Source organism: Erwinia sp. PPS120, from assembly GCF_047918655.1.
Classification (GTDB): domain Bacteria; phylum Pseudomonadota; class Gammaproteobacteria; order Enterobacterales; family Enterobacteriaceae; genus Erwinia; species Erwinia tasmaniensis_A.
Genome location: NZ_JBLREF010000068.1, coordinates 1 through 328, shown reverse-complemented (window position 1 = coordinate 328; position 328 = coordinate 1). Strand labels below are relative to the sequence as shown.

The window sequence follows — 328 nt, the reverse complement described above, 5'->3', positions numbered from 1 at the left end:
CATTCTGGGCTTCAGCGTAAACGGCATGGCAGGGGGGAACGCAGGAGCTTTTGACCCCAATAATAAGTATGCCGGCGAGAATGGTAAAACAACCTGCTGCGGCAGTATCCGCGGAAAGACTGCCGAGGTGATCTGGACCGTTACTTATACCAGGGCGCAGTATAACGGCGGATTACGGCAAGAGGTCCATAAGGTCATTATGCCGCTGCCGGCGCGTCAGCGGGGTGAAAACGACCTGCACGTTTACTTTTTACCGGGAGATAAGGTGCTGCTGGGATGGAGTGATAACGCGTTCTCGCCCTACGACCCGCGTAGCCCGAACTATACC

1 protein-coding gene is annotated in these 328 nt (G+C 55.5%); it reads left to right on the top strand.

Annotated elements, in window-relative coordinates:
• A partial coding sequence (locus ACLRGG_RS20985; RefSeq protein ID WP_416251537.1) for a DUF3304 domain-containing protein occupies positions 1 to 328 on the top strand: 328 nt, incomplete at both ends.